The sequence below is a fragment of the Micromonospora sp. URMC 107 genome, from assembly GCF_051386315.1.
GTDB lineage: Bacteria > Actinomycetota > Actinomycetes > Mycobacteriales > Micromonosporaceae > Micromonospora.
Map to the genome: position 1 here is coordinate 1 of NZ_JBPQTK010000251.1, position 2984 is coordinate 2984.

The 2984-nt window shown below is 76.2% G+C and carries 2 protein-coding genes and 1 pseudogene; all 3 read right to left on the reverse strand.

Annotation, left to right across the window (positions count from 1 at the left end; all coding sequences use genetic code 11):
* Window positions 1-31 precede the first annotated feature (31 nt).
* Window positions 32-1285, reverse strand: a complete 1254-nt coding sequence (locus ACSNN9_RS28230; RefSeq protein WP_436676350.1) for a phosphatidylserine decarboxylase — start codon at window positions 1283-1285, stop codon at window positions 32-34.
* A gap of 727 nt (window positions 1286-2012) precedes the next feature.
* Window positions 2013-2249, reverse strand: a pseudogene (locus ACSNN9_RS28235) (hypothetical protein); the annotation flags it as partial.
* Window positions 2246-2984, reverse strand: a 739-nt coding sequence (locus ACSNN9_RS28240; RefSeq protein WP_436676351.1) for a LiaF domain-containing protein, incomplete at its 5' end; no start/stop codon positions are given. The pseudogene ACSNN9_RS28235 and the gene ACSNN9_RS28240, both read right to left, overlap by 4 nt.

Here is a 2984-nt window from a genome sequence, read left to right on the forward strand (position 1 = left end):
GATCCGCGGCCCCCCTTCTTCGTGTCGTCCCTCAGCGCCAGCGGGCGATGACGGTCGAGCCCCCGACCACCTTGTCCCCGGGGCCGACCAGCGGCTCCGCCGCGTCGGCCGGCAGGTAGACGTCGGTGCGCGAGCCGAACCGGATCAGGCCGAAGCGCTCACCCCGGGCCAGCAGCGCGCCGATCGGCGCCCGCTGCACGATCCGCCGGGCGATCAGGCCGGTGCGCTGCGCCACGACCACCGTGCCGTGCGCGGTGTCCAGCACCGTGTACGCCGCCACGTTGTGCTCCGCCGCCGGCTTCATCGCGTTGGCGAAGCCACCGTCGGCGACGAAGTAGTCGACCACCTTGCCGGCCACCGGAGCGCGGTTGACGTGCACGTCCAGCACCGACAGGAAGACCGCGATCCGCAGCCACTCGCCCTCGCCGAAGCGCTCGTCGTGCAGCCGCTGCACGGAGAGCACCCGGCCGTCGGCCGAGGCGACCACCGCCGACGGGTCCTCCGGCACGTCGCGGTTCGGGTCCCGGAAGAAGGCGGCCACCGGCGCGGCGGCCAGGGCCGGGAGCAACCAGAGCTTCGACTTCGGCCGGGTCGTCCGGGCCACCGCGGCCAGGCCCAGCGCGATGCCGGCGGCGGCCACCCCGTTGGAGTCGATGTGCATGCCGCGGGTCAGCGGGACGCTGGACGGGCGGTGCGCCGGGGCCAGCCGGGCCGCCGACGCGGCGTCGGCCGGGGTGTAGCGGAGCCGGTACACCCGCAGTGGCGGCGTGTTGCGCAGCACCAGGTCGACGCCGACGCCGTACAGCGCGCCCTGCCGGTCCATCTCGGTGGCCGCGCCCTCGGTACGCCCCGGCGTGGCGGTCGTGGCGACGCTCAGCACCGCGCCGTCGGCGAGGTACTTCGTCAGGCCCTCGACGGCGGCGCGGGTCTCGTCGGCCGTGCCGGTGAGCGGCTCCCCGGCGACGACGACCGCGGCGGGCTCGGCCTCGGCCAGGGTGTCGACGACGCGGACCCGGTCGGCCACCCAACGACCCTGGGCGGTGACGTGCTGCCGGAGGGCCGTCGAGGAGGTCGACCCGGCGGGCACCAGGGTGAGGGTGTCACCGGGCAGCAGCGCGTCGATCGCCGCGGCCAGCACCGCGGACTCCGGCGTCGCGCCGACCAGCAGCGCGGCCTTCGGGTCGTTGATCCGGGCAAGCTCGGAGACGAGGGTACGGGCGGCTCGCTCGCCGATGCGGACCGGACCGGAGCGGCCGGAGGTGCGCACGGCGGGGGACTGCGTCATGTCGGACGGACTCCTGACGGGGTAGAGACGGGAATCGCGGCGGGACCGCCACGGCGGCGCGGTCCGGCCGGCGCGACGGCCAGTCGGCGCGGCGGCCAGGTCGGCGCGGGCCGGCCGGCGGAGGCGAGTTCTCCACGGCCAGCATAGGCCGCCGCCGACGCCGGCCGCACCGCTGTGGTCAGCCGCGCGGGCGCTCCTCGTCGGCCAACGGCCCGTCGGTCCGCCGGGGCAGGGCGTCCTCGTCGGCGGCGCGGTCCTCTACCGCCTCGGGACGGACGTCGGTGACGGCCTCCGTCGGCCACTCGTCCGCCTCGCCCCCGGCCCGCGGGCCGGCCGTGGACCCGCCCGGTGTGGGCCCGCTCGACGGTCCGCCCGGCGTGGGCCCGCTCGACGGTCCGCCCGGCGTGGGCCCGCTCGACGGTCCGCCCGGCGTGGGCCCGCCCAGAGATACGCCCGGCGTGGGTTCGGCCAGGGTCGGCGTCTCGGTCGGCTGTCCGCCCGGCGTCGGTCCGCCGGTCGTCGGCGCGGACACGTCCCACTCGGAGCGCCCGCCCCAGTCGGAGCGTTCGCCCCAGTCGGACCGCCGGCCGCCCCACGCCGCCGGCTCGTCGGCCGGCGCGGGCCGGTCGAGGTCCCAACGGGTCGGGTCGACCTCGGTGGCCTGTCGGTCCGCCGCCCGGTCCGCCGGTTCCGCAGCCGGCGGGGTGGAGACGGGCTCGTCCCGGCCGGGGGTGGCGTCGGCGGGGTCGGAGACGGCGGCGGGCTTGGCCGCGCCGGCGGACCGCCCGGAGCGGAGCGCGCCCACCAGGCCCAGCAGGCCGATCAGGATCAGCGCGCCGGCCAGGAACCAGCCGACCGGCGGGAGGGCGAGCCCGAGCAGCTGGGCGAGCAGCCACCACGCGGCGAGGCCGAGGAAGATCAGCCCGAAGGCGAAGGACACGATGTCGGTGCGGTGGGCCTTCACCGGGTCACCTCCAGGTTGCCGGCGTTGACGTGGATGTAGAGGCGCAGCGTGCCGCCGCCGGGGCCGTCCGGACCCAGGTCGGCTGCCTCCCGCAGCTCGCCGGCGAGCCCGCCGGAGCGCTTGCCGAAGACGACCGCGTCGCCGGCGTTGACGTCGGCCACCGTGGTGACGTCGACGTTCGGCGGCACCACCACCGTGCACTCGCCGAAGTTGACGGAGACGGTGATCTCGGTGTTCTTCTTGTCGAAGTCGACCGCGCGCAGGTCCAGGACCGTGTCGCCGAAGCTGTTCTCGTACCGCAGGGCGAGGTCGCGGTGGTTGGTGGGCGCCCAGGTGACGTTGCCGTCGACGCCCCGGATCCGGTCGTAGGACTCGGCCACGGTGGCCACCCCGAGCGCGGCGGCGGCCACCACGCCGAGCGCGATCAGCCACCGGGCCCGCCCGAACCAGGTGCCGACCAGCAGGCCGAGCCCGATGGTGGCCAGCGTGGCCGCGAAGTACGCCGACGCCCCCACGTCGAAGACGTCCAGCAGGTCGACGACGGCCACCACGCCCAGGGCGAGGAAGATCAGCGAGAACGTCACCGGGCCGAGCGGGGAGCGCTCGCGCGGTCGCTTCGGCGGCTTCACCGGTGGCTTCGGCGGCTTCGGCGGCACGGCGGTCTGCGCGCGGTCGACTTCGACAAGAAGAACACCGAGATCACCGTCTCCGTCAACTTCGGCGAGTGCACGGTGG

Coding starts and splice junctions, on each gene's coding strand:
- ACSNN9_RS28230 (WP_436676350.1), bottom strand. CDS start 1,285: ATGACGCAGTCCCCCGCCGTGCGCACCTCCGGCCGCTCCGGTCCGGTC.